The organism is Actinoplanes sp. CA-142083 (assembly GCF_050942195.1).
Taxonomy (GTDB): Bacteria; Actinomycetota; Actinomycetes; order Mycobacteriales; family Micromonosporaceae; genus Actinoplanes.
This window is the reverse complement of the sequence record NZ_CP192076.1, coordinates 1-17,446: the sequence shown is the minus strand read 5'-3', so window position 1 is coordinate 17,446 and position 17,446 is coordinate 1. Positions and strand designations below refer to the sequence as shown.

The 17,446-nt window shown below is 68.5% G+C and carries 14 protein-coding genes and 2 tRNA genes; 5 read left to right on the top strand and 11 right to left on the bottom strand.

Annotated features, from left to right (window positions below; genetic code table 11):
- Positions 1 to 7 precede the first annotated feature (7 nt).
- From ACQPZX_RS00080 to ACQPZX_RS00065, 4 genes are all read left to right on the top strand, one after another.
- A complete protein-coding gene (locus ACQPZX_RS00080; RefSeq protein ID WP_433372583.1) occupies positions 8 to 694 on the top strand; it encodes a DUF6461 domain-containing protein in 687 nt (228 codons plus the stop codon).
- A 64-nt stretch (positions 695 to 758) separates the two neighbouring features.
- The gene (locus ACQPZX_RS00075; RefSeq protein ID WP_433386027.1) at positions 759 to 1,295 is read left to right on the top strand and encodes a helix-turn-helix domain-containing protein; all 537 of its coding nucleotides are present in this window, start codon (positions 759 to 761) and stop codon (positions 1,293 to 1,295) included.
- A gap of 162 nt (positions 1,296 to 1,457) precedes the next feature.
- The gene (locus tag ACQPZX_RS00070) at positions 1,458 to 2,750 is read left to right on the top strand and encodes a class I SAM-dependent methyltransferase (RefSeq protein ID WP_433372580.1); all 1,293 of its coding nucleotides are present in this window, start codon (positions 1,458 to 1,460) and stop codon (positions 2,748 to 2,750) included.
- Between the two features lie 166 nt (positions 2,751 to 2,916).
- On the top strand, positions 2,917 to 3,315 hold the full coding sequence (locus ACQPZX_RS00065) for an NUDIX domain-containing protein (RefSeq protein WP_433372577.1): 399 nt from the start codon (positions 2,917 to 2,919) through the stop codon (positions 3,313 to 3,315).
- 64 nt (positions 3,316 to 3,379) lie between these two features.
- Here ACQPZX_RS00065 and ACQPZX_RS00060 read toward each other — a convergent pair.
- The 6 genes from ACQPZX_RS00060 to gyrB form a co-directional block, all read right to left on the bottom strand.
- Positions 3,380 to 3,452: transfer RNA gene (locus ACQPZX_RS00060), tRNA-Ala, on the bottom strand.
- A gap of 14 nt (positions 3,453 to 3,466) precedes the next feature.
- The gene (locus tag ACQPZX_RS00055; RefSeq protein ID WP_433372574.1) at positions 3,467 to 3,595 is read right to left on the bottom strand and encodes a DLW-39 family protein; all 129 of its coding nucleotides are present in this window, start codon (positions 3,593 to 3,595) and stop codon (positions 3,467 to 3,469) included.
- A gap of 148 nt (positions 3,596 to 3,743) precedes the next feature.
- A tRNA-Ile gene (locus tag ACQPZX_RS00050) sits at positions 3,744 to 3,817 on the bottom strand.
- Positions 3,818 to 3,893: 76 nt separating this feature from the next.
- Positions 3,894 to 4,745: a DUF3566 domain-containing protein gene (locus ACQPZX_RS00045; protein WP_433372572.1), complete on the bottom strand. Its 852-nt coding sequence runs from the start codon at positions 4,743 to 4,745 to the stop codon at positions 3,894 to 3,896.
- Positions 4,746 to 4,748: 3 nt separating this feature from the next.
- Positions 4,749 to 7,262, bottom strand: a complete 2,514-nt coding sequence (gene gyrA / locus ACQPZX_RS00040) for a DNA gyrase subunit A (RefSeq protein WP_433372569.1) — start codon at positions 7,260 to 7,262, stop codon at positions 4,749 to 4,751.
- Between the two features lie 116 nt (positions 7,263 to 7,378).
- Positions 7,379 to 9,325 (bottom strand): DNA topoisomerase (ATP-hydrolyzing) subunit B, encoded by a 1,947-nt coding sequence (gene gyrB, locus ACQPZX_RS00035; RefSeq protein ID WP_433372567.1) that lies wholly within the window; start codon positions 9,323 to 9,325, stop codon positions 7,379 to 7,381.
- Between the two features lie 529 nt (positions 9,326 to 9,854).
- Here gyrB and ACQPZX_RS00030 point away from each other — a divergent pair.
- Positions 9,855 to 10,421, top strand: a complete 567-nt coding sequence (locus ACQPZX_RS00030) for a hypothetical protein (protein WP_378975586.1) — start codon at positions 9,855 to 9,857, stop codon at positions 10,419 to 10,421.
- Positions 10,422 to 10,499: 78 nt separating this feature from the next.
- Here ACQPZX_RS00030 and ACQPZX_RS00025 read toward each other — a convergent pair whose 3' ends face one another.
- The 5 genes from ACQPZX_RS00025 to dnaA all read right to left on the bottom strand — a co-directional run bounded on the left by ACQPZX_RS00025 (position 10,500) and on the right by dnaA (position 17,446).
- Positions 10,500 to 11,045 (bottom strand): DUF721 domain-containing protein, encoded by a 546-nt coding sequence (locus ACQPZX_RS00025; RefSeq protein ID WP_433386024.1) that lies wholly within the window; start codon positions 11,043 to 11,045, stop codon positions 10,500 to 10,502.
- 181 nt (positions 11,046 to 11,226) lie between these two features.
- Positions 11,227 to 12,357, bottom strand: coding sequence for a DNA replication/repair protein RecF (recF, locus tag ACQPZX_RS00020; RefSeq protein ID WP_433372565.1), 1,131 nt, complete (start codon positions 12,355 to 12,357; stop codon positions 11,227 to 11,229).
- Between the two features lie 61 nt (positions 12,358 to 12,418).
- Positions 12,419 to 13,291 carry a phosphogluconate dehydrogenase (NAD(+)-dependent, decarboxylating) gene (gene gnd / locus ACQPZX_RS00015; RefSeq protein WP_433372562.1) on the bottom strand — a complete coding sequence of 291 codons (873 nt, stop codon included), beginning with the start codon at positions 13,289 to 13,291 and terminating at the stop codon, positions 12,419 to 12,421.
- 39 nt (positions 13,292 to 13,330) lie between these two features.
- Positions 13,331 to 14,464: a DNA polymerase III subunit beta gene (gene dnaN, locus ACQPZX_RS00010; RefSeq protein ID WP_433386021.1), complete on the bottom strand. Its 1,134-nt coding sequence runs from the start codon at positions 14,462 to 14,464 to the stop codon at positions 13,331 to 13,333.
- A 1,209-nt stretch (positions 14,465 to 15,673) separates the two neighbouring features.
- The gene (gene dnaA / locus ACQPZX_RS00005; protein ID WP_433372560.1) at positions 15,674 to 17,446 is read right to left on the bottom strand and encodes a chromosomal replication initiator protein DnaA; all 1,773 of its coding nucleotides are present in this window, start codon (positions 17,444 to 17,446) and stop codon (positions 15,674 to 15,676) included.

The following is a 17,446-nucleotide window of genomic DNA, read 5'->3' as shown; positions in this document are numbered from 1 at the left end:
TGTCGCCGTGCGTCGTCGATCACTCGCCCTCCTTCTCGCCGCGGGCAGCCTCGCGGCCTGCAGTCCGCGCCGCTCCGGCACGCCGGCCGCCGCCGCGACCCCCCGCGCCGCGATCGCCGACGACTACCGCTGGTTCGCACACGAGCCCGACTTCAGCAAGGGTTTCTGCTTCACCTGGGTGCAGGGGCTCACCCCGCAGCAGGTGCTCGGCCGCCTGCACGGCAAGGAGCTGGAGCGGATCACCTGGCCGCAGCTCGTCGGCGCCGGCGACGGGCCGGTCGGCTACCCCGACCGGTACTTCATCGGCGTCACCCGGGTCGACGACTGGACGCTGATCGTCGAGGACAACGGCGACCTCGGGGTGAACGAGCAGCTGATGCGCCCGGTCTCGAAAGGCACCACCGTGGTGGCTCATCACCGCGGCGCCGACGGGCACGGCCGCTTCCTGCTGCTGCGCAAGGGCACGACCGAGCTCGACTTCGACCCGCTGAACCCCGCCAAGGCGTCCGGCAGCCGGGCCGCCGAGCTCGCGCCGATGCTCGCATCGGTGGGTTTCGGCGCCGACAACGACCCGGCCCGGCCGATGGAGGCGGCGTTCGCGCTGACCGAGCGGCTGACCGGCATGACCATGACCCAGGAACTGCTGCGTACCAACACGTACCTGTTCACGGTCGTCCCCCGCCCTCGCGGTTGAAAGAGTCAATAGCCGTTCGGTTGTTGCAATCGCGATCGGCCGGGTCCAACATTCACCCGTGGCGATGCGTTCTTCCGAGTTGCTGAGCATCGGCGAGGCGGCGATCCTGCTCCGCTCTTCGCGGCAGCAGGTCGTCGATCTCTGCGCGCGCGGCCTGTTGCCGTATGTCACCGTCGGCGCCCATCGGCGCCTGCGCCGGGCCGACGTCGAGGCCCTCATCCAGCCCGCCCTGACACGCGAGCAACTCGAGCAACTCTGGCTGCACCGCGCAATCGCCGGCAAGTTCGTGTCGAACCCGGCGGCGCTGCTGGCGGCCGCCTCGATCACTCTGCGGCGGCTGCGCCGCCTGCACCCCGAGGGGCACTCCTGGGAGTGGCTCGACCGATGGCAGGCCGTGATCGACAGCGGCGCCGAGGCGGTCCTGGACGCGTTGACCTCCTCGGCCGAGTACGCGATCGAATTGCGTGGCACGTCGCCGTTCACCGGCATATTGTCCGAAGTGGAGCGTAGGACCGTGCTGGACGCGCTGGCCGAGAGCCGGCACGACCGCGCACGTCAGATGCCCCAGGAAAAGCTCGAGCGAGTGTTACGCGCAGTGTGAGTCGTCGATCACAAAGCTACAAAAGGACCTTATGAAAATTGCCGCGTCGGGCGGATAGTGGATCAGTTCAACCCCTTGCTGGCAGGGCAAAAGCCTGCAGCAAACCCCGGCCGCGCCGATGCGATCTCGCAGCGCGACTGGCTGCGCCCCCGGGAGGTTCCCATGCCGACCATCACCCCCCACTCATCCGTCGCGACCAGGCTCAGCAGCCTCCTCGAGACGGTCCTGCAGACGCCGATGCCGGTCCGGATCAGAGCTTGGGATGGCTCGATCGCGGGCCCGGCCGACGCACCGACCCTGATCATTCGCCACAAGCGCGCGATGCGCCGCATCCTGTGGCAGCCCAACGAGTTGGGCCTGGCCCGGGCGTTCGTCGCCGGCGAGATCGACCTCGAGGGCGACATCTACGACGCCCTCGGCCGCCTCGAAGCCCTCGTCTGGCGATCGCCCGACGTCAAGGATCTGCCGTTCCGCACGGTCGCGGCCGATCTCGTACGCCTCGGCGTGCTCGGCACCCAGCCCAAGCCGCCGCCGGAGGAGATGCAGGTCACCGGCGCGCAACACAGCAAGCGCCGCGACCGGCAGGCGGTCAGCCAGCACTACGACGTGGGCAACGACTTCTATCGCATCGTGCTCGGCGAAAGCATGGTCTACTCCTGCGCCTACTGGACCTCGGACGCGCCCGGCTACGGCCTGGCCGACGCCCAGCGCGACAAGCTGGACCTGATCTGCCGCAAGCTCGACCTCAAGCCCGGCATGCGGCTGCTCGATGTCGGCTGCGGCTGGGGAAGTCTGGCCATGCACGCGGCCCGCGAGTACGGCGTGCAGGTGCTCGGCATCACGCTCTCCGGCGAGCAGGCCGACTACGCCCGCAAGGCGGTTGCCGAGGCCGGCCTCACCGACCAGGTCGAGATCCGCATCCAGGACTACCGCGACCTCGACGACGGCCCGTTCGACGCGATCTCCAGCGTCGGCATGGCCGAGCACGTGGGCACCGGTCCCTACAAGGAGTACGCCGAGATCCTGCACGGGCAGCTCAAGCCCGGCGGCCGGCTGCTCAACCACCAGATCGCCCGCCTGCACCTGCCGCCGAAGCAGCCGCACCAGCCGCGCAGCTTCATCGACGCGTACGTCTTCCCGGACGGCGAGCTGGCCCCGGTCGGCACGACGACCACCATCCTGGAGCAGGCCGGCTTCGAGGTGCGCGACGTGCACGCCCTGCGCGAGCACTACGCGAAGACGCTGCGCGCCTGGGTGACCAATCTGGAGTCCGACTGGTCCGCCGCGGTGGCCCTGACCAGCCCCGGACGTGCGCGTGTCTGGCGCCTCTACATGGCGGCGTCGGCGCTCGCCTTCGAGCGAGCCCAAATTGGGGTAAATCAGGTGCTGGCCGTCAAAACGCACCGTAACGGCGTCAGCGACATGCCCGCGACTCGCGCGGCTTTCGCGGCCTGATCGCCTGTCCCTTGTCCGCCGTGGTGCTCCGTCACCTGCCCCGATGGGGCGCCACGGCCCCTTAACCGTCCAAATCGGTCGGTGACGTGCCAGTTACTGCCCGATACCTCCGCAAGTTATCCACAACATTGAGCACAATCGTCGCCCACCCGCTAGCCTGCGGTTCGTGGAAGAACGAAAACGGGCAGCCGCCGTGATCGTCCGCGACGGCCGTGTCCTGATGGTGCACGAGCGGAGCCGGCGTTCCGGCGGCGGCGAGTGGTGGACCCTCCCCGGCGGCGGCGTAGAGCCCGGCGAGACCTTGGAGGAGGCGTTACGCCGAGAGGTCTTCGAGGAGACCGGCCTGGTAGTTTCCACCGCCCGCCACGTCCTGGAGATGCCCTACCCCACCGGCATGACCTCAGTCTTCGCAGTAACAGTCGCCGACGGCGAGCCCCGCGTACCCCACGACAACGGCACCGGCCCAGAGCCCCTGGGCCTGGATTGGCTCCCAGCTCCCGAGCTCCCCACAGAGTCCCACCACGGAGTCCCCATTCCCCCCATGATCGTCGTCCTCCCAGCCTGAGACCCGCCCGGATACGACGAATCCCCCTGTCCCGCATGGGCCAGGGGGATCTAAGAATTTCTCGTGGAGCCCAGGGGACTTGAACCCCTAACCCCCGCCTTGCAAAGGCGGTGCTCTGCCAGTTGAGCTAGGGCCCCCGGACTACAAAAGCCTATCGGAGGTCAGGCGCAGTGGTCGCCTCGTGCCACAACGCCCGCTCGTCACTAGAGGCCTTGACCTTCTTGACGACAAGAGCAGCAACGCCGGCGACAGCGGCAACGATCAGGAGCTTCTTCAGCACAGCTGACTCCTCAATTAGGCAGCGAGCCACACGTCCCCACCCGCCGCAACCACTAGGTCGCGGGGTTTCCGAGGGCTCGGCCCCCGGAATAGATATGACGAGCGACCCAGGTCCGCGCTTTCTGCGGACAGGGGACCCCCGTCGCTCGTGGGGCTAGCTGGAATCGAACCAGCGACCTCAGAGTTATCAGCTCTGCGCTCTAACCGACTGAGCTATAGCCCCGCGCGATTGCGACACCGAAGGTTACCCCACCGGGTCGCGGGCCACCAAAACGGGGTGGCCCGCGCCGGCGTCAGGTTCAGTCCCGTTCGGCGAGCGTCAGCTCAACGCCGCCGACGAGGTCGGCGCAGACGTTGTAGATGAACGCGCCGAGGGTGGCCAGCGCCGTGAACAGGACGACGTTGACCGCGCCGATGAGCATCGACGTGCCGATGACGCCCCAGGCGGTGATGCGGAAGCCGCCGCTCGAGGAGGCGTCGGTGCCGCCGCTGGCGCTCACCAGTTCCTTGAGGCTGTTGTTGACCTCACTCCAGACGCCCATGGCGTCGAGGGCGAGGTAGAGCACCGAGGTGGCGACGACCACGACGATGAACAGCACGACGGAGACGGCGAAGGAGAACTTCATCACGGACCAGGGGTCGATCCGCTTGAGGTTCAGCCGGGCGCGCCGGGGGCCGCGGGCGGCCGCCCCGGTGACCGTGGAGCGGGCCGAGCGAACCGCTTCGGTGACCCGGGCCGCGCCGACGGCGCCGGACTGCTGGCCGGGGCCGCCGGGGCGCTGCTGCGGCTTCGCGCTGCCGGTCACGTTGCCCGGCTGGCCGCCGGGACGCTGCGGTGCCGCCGCCGGGGGCGGACCGGGCCGGGAAGGCGCGGCGCCCTTGCCCTTGGTGACGATCGGCACGGTCGCCGAGCCCTTGGCCACGGCCGGGCCGGCGGGCCGTTTCGGGTCGGACGAACCGTCACTGTCGGCGGGCTCACCCGGCGGCGGGGCCATGCCCGGCGCCCGGGTGAACTTCGGCGGGGACGGGGCTTCGGCGGGGTTCGCAGCGCGTGCCGCGCCATCGCGCCCGTTCGCGGCGTCCTTCTTGGCCGCCTCGCCCGGAGTCGCTGAGGCCCCCGCGGCCCCCGACTTCGCCTGTGTCTCCGGCATCAACTAGTCCTGTTCGTCAGGCTCGTCGGCATTGCGAGCAAGCGCCACGATGGTTACACCTTCTGGGAGGTCCATCAGCTTGACCCCCATTGTGTTCCGATCCCGCGTGCGCCGTACAGGCTTCACGGGAGTCCGGATGACACCACCATTGCTGGTGATGGCAAATAGTTCATCCTCCGGGCTGATCACGAGCGCGCCCACCAGGCCACCACGTCGTTCCGTGATTTTCGCGGTGAGAACGCCCTTGCCGCCCCTGCCCTGTACCGGATACTCCTCGATCGGCGTCCGCTTTGCATACCCACCGTTGGTGGCGACCAACACATCCATGCCCTCGCGAACCACTTCCATCGCGAGGAGCTCGTCGTTGTCGCCGAAGCGCATGCCGATGACACCCGAGGTGGCCCGGCCCATCGGGCGCAGCGCCTCATCGGTCGCGTTGAACCGGATCGCCTGGGCGTGCTTGGAGACGAGCAGAAGATCGTTCTCCGATGCCGCCAGGGCAGCGCCCACCAACTCGTCATCCTCCCGCAGGTTGATGGCGATGATGCCACCGCTGCGGTTGGAGTCAAATTCTTCGAGTCGGGTCTTCTTCACGAGCCCATTCTTAGTGGCGAGCACAAGGTACGGCGCGACCTGGTAATTCGGGATCTGGATCACCTGGGCGATGTGCTCGTCGGGCTGGAAGGCGAGCAGGTTGGCGACGTGCTGGCCCTTGGCGACGCGGGCCGCCTCGGGCAGTTCGTACGCCTTCGCCCGGTAGACCCGGCCCTTGTTCGTGAAGAACAGGATCCAGTCGTGGGTCGAGATCACGAAGAAGTGCGAGACGATGTCGTCCTGCCGCAGCGTGGCACCGCTCACGCCCTTGCCGCCGCGCTTCTGCGACCGGTACATATCGGTCTTGGTGCGCTTCGCGTAACCGGTACGTGTGATGGTCACCACAACGTCCTCGCGGGCGATGAGGTCCTCCATGGAGACCTCGCCGTCGAACGGGATGATCTGCGTCAGCCGCTCGTCGCCGAACTTCTGCACGATCTCGCCGAGCTCCTCGGAGACGATCGCCCGCTGCCGCTCCGGCTTGGCGAGGATGTCCTTGAGGTCGGCGATCTCGATCTCGATCTTGGCCAGCTCGTCGATGATGCGCTGGCGCTCGAGGGCGGCCAGGCGGCGCAGCTGCATGTCGAGGATCGCGGTGGCCTGCACCTCGTCCACGTCGAGCAGCTGCATCAGGCCCTGGCGCGAGTCCTCGACGGTCGGCGAGCGCCGGATGAGGGCGATGACCTCGTCGAGCATGTCGAGCGCCTTGACCAGGCCGCGCAGGATGTGCGCGCGCTCCTCGGCCTTGCGCAGGCGGAATGCCGTACGCCTGCGAATGACCTCGATCTGGTGGTCGACGTAGTAGCGGATGAACTGGGCGAGGTTCAGCGTGCGGGGCACGCCGTCGACCAGCGCCAGCATGTTCGCGCCGAACGTCTCCTGCAGCTGAGTGTGCTTGTACAGGTTGTTGAGCACGACCTTGGCGACCGCGTCGCGCTTGAGGACGATGATCAACCGCATTCCCGTACGGCCGGAGGACTCGTCCTTGATGTCGGCGATGCCGGTGAGCTTGCCCTCCTTGACGAGCTCGGCGACCCGCTCGGCGAGGTTGTCGGGGTTCACCTGGTACGGCAGCTCGGTGACGACGAGGCAGGGCCGGCCGCGCGGGTCCTCCTCGACCTCGACGACCGCCCGCATCCGGATCGAGCCGCGCCCGGTCCGGTACGCGTCCTGGATCGCCTGCTGGCCGACGATCAGGCCCTTGGTCGGGAAGTCGGGGCCCTTGACCAGCCCGAGGCAGGCCTCGAGTGTCTCCGCCTCGTCCGCCTCCGGGTTGTCGAGGTACCACTGCACGGCGGCCGCGATCTCGCGCAGGTTGTGCGGCGGGATCTTGGTGGCCATGCCGACCGCGATGCCCTCGGAGCCGTTGACCAGCAGGTTGGGGAAGCGGGCCGGCAGGATCGTCGGCTCCTGCGTACGCCCGTCGTAGTTGTCCTGCATGTCGACGGTGTCTTCGTCGATGTCGCGCAGCATCTCCATCGCCAGCGGCGACAGCTTCGACTCGGTGTAGCGCATGGCCGCCGGCGGGTCGTTGCCCGGCGAGCCGAAGTTGCCGTTGCCGTCGATCAGCGGGTATCGCAGCGACCACGGCTGGCCCATGCGGACCAGGGCGTCGTAGATCGAGGAGTCGCCGTGCGGGTGGTAGTTGCCCATCACGTCGCCGACGACGCGGGCGCACTTCACGTAGCCGCGGTCCGGGCGGAAGCCCGAGTCGTACATCGCGTAGAGGATCTTGCGGTGCACCGGCTTGAGGCCGTCCCGCACGTCGGGCAGCGCGCGGCCCACGATCACGCTCATCGCGTAGTCGAGGTACGAGCGCTGCATCTCGACCTCGAGGCCGACCGGCTCGACTCGCTGGGTCACACCGCCGCCGGCCTCCTCGGGGGAGTTGTCGCCGACGGGGGTTTCCGGAGTGTCAGTCACTGTTAACCCTTACTCAAGGTGAAACCAGACAAGTACGGCCAAAGCGCGCATCTTGCTGTGGATAACGTTGTGGAAAGCCGGTGGGTGCTGTGGATATCCACAGCACCCCGACGCCCTCAGATGTCGAGGAACCGCACGTCCTTGGCGTTGCGCTGGATGAACGAGCGCCGCGCCTCGACGTCCTCACCCATCAAGACGCTGAAGAGCTCGTCCGCTGTTGCAGCGTCATCGAGCGTCACCTGACGCAGCGTGCGCGTCGCCGGATCCATCGTCGTGTCCCACAGCTCGTGGAAGTTCATCTCGCCGAGGCCCTTGAACCGCTGGATGTCGTCCGGCTTGGCGTTCGGCTTCTTCTGCTGGCGCAGCGCGATCAGGCCGTCCCGCTCCCGGTCAGAGTAGGCGTACTGCGCGTCGTCGCCCCGCTTGTTCCACTTGATCTTGTAAAGCGGCGGCGCGGCCAGGTAGACGTGGCCCTGCTCGACCAGCGGCCGCATGAAGCGGAACAGCAGTGTGAGCAGCAGTGTCTGGATGTGCTGGCCGTCGACGTCGGCGTCCGCCATCAGCACGATCTTGTGGTACCGCAGCTTGGCGATGTCGAAGTCGTCGTGGATGCCGGTGCCCAGCGCGGTGATCAGCGACTGGACCTCGTTGTTCTTCAGCACCCGGTCGATGCGGGCCTTCTCCACGTTCAGGATCTTGCCGCGGATCGGCAGGATGGCCTGGATCTGGCTGTTGCGGCCCTGCTTGGCCGAGCCGCCGGCCGAGTCGCCCTCGACGATGAACAGCTCGCTGACCCGCGGGTCGGTGGACTGGCAGTCGGCCAGCTTGCCCGGCATCGAGCCGGACTCCAGCAGCGACTTGCGCCGGGCCAGCTTGCGGGCCTGCTGTGCGGCGATGCGCGCGCGGGCCGCCTGCGAGGCCTTGGTGATGATGGTCTTCGCGTCGGCGGGGTTGCGGTCGAACCAGTCGGCCAGCTGCTCGTTGGTGACCCGCTGGACGAAGCTCTTCATGTCGGTGTTGCCGAGCTTGGTCTTGGTCTGGCCCTCGAACTGCGGGTTCTGCAGCTTCACCGAGATGATCGCGGCGAGGCCCTCGCGGATGTCCTCGCCGGAGAGCTTCTCGTCGCTCTTGAGGAACTTCTTCTCGGCGCCGTACCGGTTGACGATGCCGGTCAGCGCGGCGCGGAAGCCTTCCTCATGGGTGCCGCCCTCATGCGTGTTGATCGAGTTGGCGAAGGTGTAGACCGACTCGCCGTACGACTCGTTCCACTGCATGGCGATCTCGACGGCCATGCCTTCCTCGGCCGATTCCGAGCCGAAGTCGATGACCGTCTTGTGGATCGGGTTCTTCGTCATGTTCAGGTGGCGGACGAAGTCGGAGATGCCGTCCTCGTACATGAACGTGACCTTGCGGTGGTTGCCCTCTTCGTCGACCGAGCGCTCGTCGGTGAAGTTGATCCTCAGCGCCTTGTTGAGGAAGGCGTACTCCTGCAAGCGCCGGTAGATGGTCTGAAAGTCGTACTCGGTGGTCTCGAAGATCGTCGGGTCGGCCCAGAACTGCACGGTCGAGCCGCTCGTGGTGGTCGACTCGCCCTTCTGCAGCGGGCTGGGCTTCGAGGCGTTGTAGTCCTGGCGCCAGACGAAGCCGTCCTTGTGGATCTCGACGTGCATGCGGGTGGACAGCGCGTTGACGACCGAGACGCCGACGCCGTGCAGGCCGCCGGAGACCTTGTAGGCCGTGCCCTCGAACTTGCCGCCGGCGTGCAGGATCGTCAGCGCGACCTCGACGCCGGGCTTCTTGAGCTTCGGGTGGAGATCGACGGGGAAGCCACGGCCGTTGTCGGTGACCGAGACGCCACCGTCGGCCAGCAGGACCACGTCGACGGTGTCGCAGTAGCCGGCCATCGCCTCGTCGACGGCGTTGTCCACAACCTCCCAGACCAGGTGGTGGAGGCCGCGCTCGCCGGTCGAGCCGATGTACATGCCGGGACGCTTGCGGACTGCCTCGAGGCCTTCGAGCACGGTGATCTGACCCGCACCGTATTCCTGCTTCTTCTCTGCCACCCTCGGCCACTTTCTCGCGCCGGACCCCTGGTGAGAGGCCCGCAACGGGGTTGGCGGGCGCACGCGCGGACAACCGGCGGGCACGACGGGACACAGGCAGACGCCGCGGGGAGGAGCGGACCACCGGTGGAACCGTGCACGCCGGTCGCCGCGGCGGGTCCGCGGATCGTGATCGGCTGGAAAAACCGCGTAGCGTGACGGCTGTCAACGCTCAGCAATGCTTTCCCGGTCTGTGTCGATTCTACCTCGCCGAATCGAGTTCGCGGGGGTCCGGCACCCCGTCCGGGTGCCTCAGATCGCCGTAGCGCGATCGGAGCCGCCACCCACGTCTCCCCCTACACGGAAGAGCCGCCCAACGCAACGACAAGTCATCGGGCTGCCGATCGCCACCGCGCGCCTGCCGGACCGAGCGGCCACGCGCTGCGACACTGCCTCACAACACCGGGCCGTGGTGTCGTACTCTCGCCCGCGCGGATCCGGTGGATGGCCGGACGGCCGCGCAGCAGGTCGAGGAGGGGTGGCCCCCAACATGGCGCACGACAAGGGGCTGGAGAACGTCGCGGTGCACTGGCCGCGCACGAACCAGTATTACGACCCGGTGGCTCCCGCCGAGTTCGTCGACTTCGGGGCGATCGCCGACGCGCCCGAGATCGCCGCACCGACCGGGGCGCTGGCCCTGCACATCGCGAAGACCGGCACGGTGCGCGCCACCGCGTACACCGAGCTTGTCGACCTGCTGCTGGGCCTGGACGGCGTGCTCTACGCGACCGACGCCGCCGCCGAGGACGAGGACCCGGTGATCGATCCCGATGGCTGCGCGTGGATCGCCGGCGGCCTCGAGCGCTTCGTCGAGGGCCACGAGAAGTTCGGTGACCTGGTCACCTTCGACACCGTCGCCGAGGTGATGCGCGCCGCGATCAACCAGGGCCGCCTCGCCGAGCAGCAGCTGCGCTGGCTGGAGAACCGCCTGTCGGCCCTGCGCGACGACGCCGGCAACGCGCCGCACTGGAGCTTCGCCCGGTCCGAGCTGGCGATTTTGGGCGGCTTCTACCGCAGATGCGCCGATCGAGGATTTGCCGTTTTCGCCGATTACTGAGCAAGCGCGCAAACCACCTGCTGTCCCGTTACGCTCCGCCATCTCTTGAAACTTCAAATTCAAGAGCACAAAGCCGGATCAGCCGTACGTGTCCCGCGGGCCCCGCCCCTGCACGCGGCGCGGGCCCCGGCTCCACGACGGCGCGGCCGGCCCGTGGATGTTGAGCTTCTTGACCACGTTGTGGCCCACCTCGGTGGCGATGCTGCGCAGCAGCGACGCGGCGAGCAGGCGGAGCTGGGTGGCCCAGGCCGTCGACTCGGCCTCGACCGTCAGCACGCCGTCGTCCAGCTTCACCGGGCGGCTGTGCTTGGCGATCTCCGGCCCGACCACCCGCTCCCACGCCCCGAACACGGTCGCCTCGGCCTTCGGCTTCTCCCAGCCACGAGCCTTCATGATCCGGGCCAGAACGTCGCCGAACAGCTGCGGATCGCGCGGATCGGGACCCGGGCCCGAATAGCCCCGCGGACGCTTGCCGGTGGCGCCGGTCCCGCTGCGGCGGCGGGGGTTGGCCGCGGCGGCCTTGCGCTTGGCGAGCGCGGCGTCGAGCACCGCCCGCGCCAGCTCCGGCCCGGAAGCGCCCTCAGCGCCTCCCTGGGCCTCGGAATCCCCCGGACCCTGATCCACTCCTGCCCCCGGCTCCCGATCGGGCGCAGCGGCCCGCTCGCCGGGCTTTCCTTCCCGATCGTCCGGGGGCGGCGCGTCGTACCAGGACGGGGCGGTGTCGCCCTCGCCGAGGTGTGGATCGGGCTGTGGAAAGTCGCCCTTGGGGAAGAACCGCTCGGCGGTCGGGTCGTAGGGGCGGTCATCACTGGGCACGGGACACCGATCCGAGGGTCACGTCGAAGCGGGCGCCGCGCAGCGAAGACGGGACGTCCTCGGGCACCGCGCAGGTCACCAGCAGCTGGCCGGCGTCGGCGACCAGGGCGGCGAGGCGGTCGCGGCGGCCGCCGTCGAGCTCGGCGAACACGTCGTCGAGGACCAGCACCGGCTCGATGCCGTCGGAGCGCAGCAGGTCGTAGGCGGCCAGGCGCAGCGCCAGGGCGAACGACCAGGACTCGCCGTGGCTCGCGTAGCCCTTCGCCGGCAGGTCGCCCAGGGCCAGGGTGAGGTCGTCGCGGTGCGGGCCGACCAGGGTCACCCCGCGTTCGATCTCGGCGGTCCGGCGCTCCTGCAGGGCGGCGAGCAATGCCTGCTCGAGCGCGGCACGGTCGGGTGCGAGGGCGTCACCGAGGCTCGACGCGTACGCGATGGACGCGGCCGTCCTCCCGGCCGCCACCGCGTCATAGGCCTTGGTCAGGTGCGGGCCGAGCGCGGCGACCAGCTCGAGACGGCCGGCCAGCAGCTCGGCGCCGTGCTGGGCGAGGTGCTGGTCCCAGACCGCCAGCGTGGACAGGTCCTGGCCGCGGGTGCCGCCGACCTTGCGGGTCAGGTACGCCGTGCGCAGCAGGGCATTGCGCTGCTTGATCACCCTGTCGTAGTCGGCGCGGACGCCGGCGTAGCGGGGCTGGCGGGCGACGAGCAGGTCGTCGAGATAGCGCCGGCGTGCGGCCGGGTCGCCGCGGACCAGCTCGAGATCCTCGGGGGCGAACAACACCATGCGCAGCGCGCCGAGCACCTCGCGGGGACGGCGTACCGGCGAGCGGTTCAGCCGGGCCCGGTTGGCCTTGCCGGGGACGATCTCGAGCTCGACCAGCAGCTCGCGTCCATCGTGGACGATCGCGCACCGGATGACGGCGCTCGCCGCGCCCGCCCGGACCAGCGGAGCGTCGGTGGCCACCCGGTGACTGTCCAGTGTGGCCACGTAGCCGAGCGCCTCGACGAGGTTCGTCTTGCCCATGCCGTTCTGGCCGACCAGCACGGACACGCCCGGGTCGAGGTCGACCGCCACCCGCTCGTACGAGCGGAAGTCGGCCAACTCGACCCGGCGTACGTACATCTCCTCGATTTCCTTTGCAGTGCGGCGAAGCCGCCTGGGAAGCTCAGTGAATTCGCCCTGATCAGCCGACGACGGCGTGGCCGCCGAACTGCTGGCGCAGCGCGGCGACGGCCTTCATCGCCGGCGAGTCGATCTGGCGCGACTCGAATCGGGTGAACAGCGACGCGGCGATGACGTGGGCCGGCACGGCGAGACGCACGGCCTCGTCGACCGTCCAGCGGCCCTCGCCGGTGTCCTCGGCGTAGCCCTTGAGCTTGCCCAGCTCGGGGTCGCCGTCGAGCGCCCGGTCGAGCAGGTCGAGCAGCCAGGACTTGACGACGCTGCCCTCGCGCCAGCTCTTGATCGCGCCGGGGACGTCGTCCACGTACTCCGACGCCTCGAGCAGCTCCCAGCCCTCGGCGAGGGCCTGCATCATGCCGTACTCGATGCCGTTGTGAACCATCTTGGTGTAGTGGCCGGCGCCGACCGGGCCGGCGTGGACGAACCCGTACGGGCCGGCCGGCTTGAGCGCCTCGAAGATCGGCATCGCCTTCGCGACGTCCGCCTCGCTGCCACCGACCATCAGCGCGTACCCGTTCTGGCTGCCCCAGATGCCGCCGGAGACGCCGCAGTCCATGTACCCGATGCCCTTGGCGGCGAGCCGCTCCGCGCGGGGGCGGTCGTCGGTGAACTTGGAGTTGCCGCCGTCGATGATCAGGTCACCGTCGGAGAGCAGCTCGCTCAGCTGGTCGATCGTGCTCTCGGTGATCTCACCGGCCGGAACCATGGTCCACACGACCCGCGGCGCCTGGAGCTTCTCGACGAGCTCGGCGAGCGAGCTCACGTCCCTCTTGTCCGGGTGGTGATCGAATCCGACCACCTCGTGCCCCGCGGAACGGATTCGGTCGGCCATGTTGCCGCCCATCCGCCCGAGACCGATAAGGCCAAGCTGCATGGTGTTCCCCCTAGATGTGCGGTTCTCTCCAGCCCAGTATCAGCGCGTTACCCGGATCGGCATGATCAGATAGCGGTAACCGGGCACGATTTCGCCGTTTTCGCCTGCGGGGGAGATCACAGCCGGCTTGAACGCATCGACGAACGACAGGACCGCGTTGGGGGCGCCGAGGTTCTGCATGCCGTCGATCAGGTACTGCGGGTTGAAGCCGATGGTGAGCGCCTCGCCGGTGAACGTCGCCTCCATGGCCTCACTGGCCCGGGCCTCCTCGGTGGTACCAGCCTCGACGACCAGCCCGTCCTCGCTGAAGCTGAGCAGCACCGGGGTGGTGCGCTCGGCGACCAGGGCGACCCGGCGCACGACCTCGACCAGGGCGGCGACGCCGACCCGGGCCTCCGCGTTGTGGCTCGCGGGGAACAGCGAGCGCACCGGCGGGTAGTTGGCGCCGTCGAGCAGGCGGCTCGTGGTGCGGCGGGTGCCACCGGCGAAGCCGATCATCCCCTCGCCCGCGTTGCCCTGCGACAGCGCGAGCGTCACCGAGCCGCCGAGCGGGCCGAGGGTCTTGGCCGTGTCGTTCAGCGTCTTGGCCGGGACGAGCGCGTTGAGGCTGATCTCGGGGTCGTCCGGGTTCCACTCCATCTCGCGCATGGCGAGGCGGTAGCGGTCGGTCGCCAGCATCGCCATCGTGGAGCCGTTCAGCTCGATGCGGACGCCGGTCATCATCGGCAGCGTCTCGTCGCGGCCGGCGGCGATGGCCACCTGGGCGACCGCGGCCGCGAAGCCGGCGGCGTCGACAGTGCCGGCGCTCGACGGCATCTCCGGCAGGGTCGGGTAGTCCTCGACCGGCATCGTCGGCAGCGTGAACCGGGCGCTGCCGCAGACGAGCTCCAGATGCGCGCCGACCGCGGCGATGTCGACCGGCTTGGCCGGCAGCGCCTTGGTGATCTCGGCGAGCAGGCGGCCGGAGACCAGCGCGGCCCCGTCGGCGTCGGCCTGCACCTCGACGCTCACCTGGCTGGAGACCTCGTAGTCGAAACCTGAGACGTGCAACCGGCCGTCGGTGACTCGCAGCATGACGCCGGCGAGCACCGGCACCGACGGACGGCTGGGCAGGCTCTTGGCCGTCCATGCCACGGCGTCGGCGAGTGCGTCTCGCTCCACCCGGAACTTCATGCTGTCCTCCGCGTCGCTTCCTCTTGTCGGGGGCTTCTTGTCGGGGGCTTCGACCCCCACGAACTTTATTGCGGTCGGCAAGCCAGGGTGCGCCCGGCCCTGCCGTTGCTTCTTGCACTGCGAGGAGACGGGAGCCGCCGGCGGCCCAATCCACAACATCCCCAACGCCGTTGATTGCTTTTTGTTCTCTACTAGAAAACTTCTAGTCGTCTTAGTAGGGCCTGTGCACAGTGTGGAGAACTCAAGTTGGTGCAGGTCAACGGGTTATCCACCGGTGATTCACATGTGGGCAACCAGGGTACAAACCCCGGTCTGCGTCCACAGTCGTCGACCCGACTTCGGTTGTCCACCGTTGTCCACCGGCTATCCACCGGATATCCACGGGGTTTGTCCCCCGACCTGTGCATAGCGTCGGAACGCTACCGGGTCGTTCTCCCCAGATCCTTCAACAGGAAATCCACACGCGTCCACAGGCCGTGGACAGCCGCGTGACGGAGAGTGTCTGTCCACATCGATTTCCCCAGGCTTCGTCCACATCTGTGGGTTGAGCGGCCGAGGGTTGTCCACCGCTGGGGATAAAGGCCTGTGAACTCCTGTGGATTGGTGTGGATAACGTTGGCACGAAACGGTTCCGTTCTGACGTTGACAAGCGTGGGCTGTGTGTGAGTGGGGATTGACGTCGGTCTGGCGGATGTGCACCGGGGTTATGCACAGGCTGTGGGCAAAGGTATGGAAAACGCCTAAACGACACTCTTTCGGGTGGCCCAGCCTGTGGGTAACTCGTGATGTTGTGGACGACGGCAGAGCTCCTTGCCCCCGTCGGTGCTCGCTCCAGCTGCGGCCGTGGCGAGCGGCGTCGGGCGCTGGCGTTCCCAGATCTTGATGATGTGGCGTGCGGGAGGCGCGGGAAGTCATCACCGCCGGGCGCTCTCCCCACTGCCGGCGCCGAACTTTGGTGACTTGGTGTGCGAATCGAGCGCGAACTCATCAGGGGTTCCCGCTGCTGTGGACGGCCGCGGATTCTTGTCACACCCGGGTGCCAAACTGGCCCCGCCCTATGGGGTGGGGGCGGTCTGTGGCGGCGGCGCGGGCTGCGCGCGATCTTGAGGGGAGCGGCGGCGAGGGCCGCGGCGTGAGGGAGGCGCCGGAAACAGATCAGCCGCCACTGAGGGCGGCTGAGTCAGGGCGGCGCTGTCGACGCGTACGGAATCAGGTGTTCTGTTTGATTCTGTTGGTCAGCTCGGCGATCTGGTTGTAGAGCGAGCGCCGCTCGGCCATGTGCTGGCGGATCTTGCGGTCCGCGTGCATGACGGTGGTGTGGTCGCGGCCGCCGAAGGCCTGTCCGATGCGCGGCAGGGAGAGGTCGGTCAGCTCGCGACAGAGGTACATGGCCACCTGGCGGGCGTTCACCAGGACGCGGCTGCGGGAGTGGCCGCGGAGGTCCTCCAGCGAGACGCCGAAGTAGTCGGCGGTGGAGACCATGATCTGGTCGGCGGTGATCTCGGGGCCGGCGCCGTCGGGCATGAAGTCGCGCAGGACCTCTTCGGCCAGCGAGAGCTGCACCACCGAGCGGGTGAGGCTGGCGAACGCCGTCACCCGGATGAGGGCGCCCTCGAGCTCGCGAATCGAATTGGAGACGCGCGATGCGATGAACTCCAGCACGTCGTCCGGCGCGTACATCCGCTCCTGGGCGGCCTTCTTCTGGAGGATCGCGATACGCGTCTCGAGGTCGGGCGGCTGGATGTCGGCCAGCAGACCCCATTCGAAACGGGTGCGCATGCGGTCCTCGAGCGTGGCCAGCTGGCGCGGGGAACGGTCGGAGCTGATGACGATCTGCTTGTTGGCGTTGTGCAGCGTGTTGAAGGTGTGGAAGAACTCCTCCTGGGTGCGCTCGCGATTTTCCAGGAACTGGATGTCGTCGATCAGCAGAATGTCGACGTCGCGATAGCGCCGCTGGAACGCCTGGGTCTTGTCGTCGCGCAGGCTGTTGATGAAGTCGTTGGTGAATTCCTCGGTCGAAACGTAGCGCACCGCGCGGGCGTGGCCGAGCGTCGTGGCGTAATGGCCGATCGCGTGCAGCAGGTGCGTCTTGCCCAGACCGGAGCTGCCGTAGATGAACAGCGGGTTGTAGGCCTTCGCGGGTGACTCGGCGACGGCGACCGCGGCGGCGTGGGCGAAGCGGTTGGACGAGCCGATGACGAACGTCTCGAACATGTACTTCGGGTTGAGGCGGTTGCCGTCGTTCGTGCCACGCGGGTTGCTCGACGGCCGGATGTCCATGGGCGCGCGGCCGGGGCCGTTGTCGCCGCGGGTGGGCAGCGCGTCCTCGATCAGCGTGGGCCGGTTGTCCGGGCGGGGCTGATCACGCATCTGGTCCGGCGGCATCCGGTGCGGCGGCTCGCCGGCGGCCGGCTGCTCGGGCGCCATCGGCGGACGGCTCATCGGACTCATCGGACTCATCGGGCTGATCGGCGCGGGAGGCATCGGCGCGGGTTGCTGCGGTGCCGCGGGCGCGGCGTCAAAAAGGGCTTCCTGCCCACCCCGGGCCGTCGGCACGTTGCGATAGGAGGGCCGGCTTTCCGCGTACGGGTCATGCGCGTACGCCGGCATCTCGGGCTGCGGGCGCTGTTCCGGCTCGGCGTAGTGCCGCGGCTGCGGCTCTTCCTCGGTCGGCTGGTCGACGGGCGTGCCGTAGACAGTGCCGGGCAGCCCGGTGCCGTCCTCCGGGGGCTTCACGGTGACGGCGACCTGGATCGGCCGGTTCAGCCGGCGGCTCAGCGCCTCGGTGATCGCGGGGCGCAGCCGCGACTCGATCACGTCTCGGGTGAAGGCGTCCGGCACGGCCAGCAGCGCGGTGTCCTCGACGATGGCGCGCAGGTTGGTCAACTGGAGGTATGCCCTCTGCTGGCGCGACGAGATCTCGTCGGCCAGCTCCTCCAGCGTCGCCTTCCACACGTCGCTCAGGTCGACCTGATCGGCCAC